We start from the raw sequence: 246 nt of genomic DNA, 5'->3' as shown, positions 1-246 counted from the left end.
GCAGTCGTTTCTTCCAGGCCGGCGATGATCCGCAGCAACGTCGATTTTCCGCATCCAGACGGGCCGACGAAAACGACGAACTCGCCGGAGGCAACCTCCAGATCAATTCCCTTGATGACTTCAAGGGCGCCAAAGCTCTTGCGAACTTGCTTGAGAGTGAGCTCAGCCATTCGGTTACCCTTTTACTGCGCCGGCCGTCATGCCGGCGACGATCTGCCGGTTGAAGAAGATGAAGACGATCAGCGG

Annotated in this window: 1 protein-coding gene; it reads right to left on the bottom strand. The window is 57.3% G+C overall.

Annotated elements, in window-relative coordinates:
- The coding region (locus AF337_RS41190; RefSeq protein ID WP_152971268.1) for an ATP-binding cassette domain-containing protein at positions 1 to 170 on the bottom strand (170 nt) is incomplete at its 3' end.
- Positions 171 to 246 lie beyond the last annotated feature (76 nt).

Origin of the sequence: Rhizobium ecuadorense (assembly GCF_001187535.1) — a bacterium.
Classification (GTDB): Bacteria; Pseudomonadota; Alphaproteobacteria; order Rhizobiales; family Rhizobiaceae; genus Rhizobium; species Rhizobium ecuadorense.
This window is presented reverse-complemented; position numbering and strand designations above follow the sequence as displayed.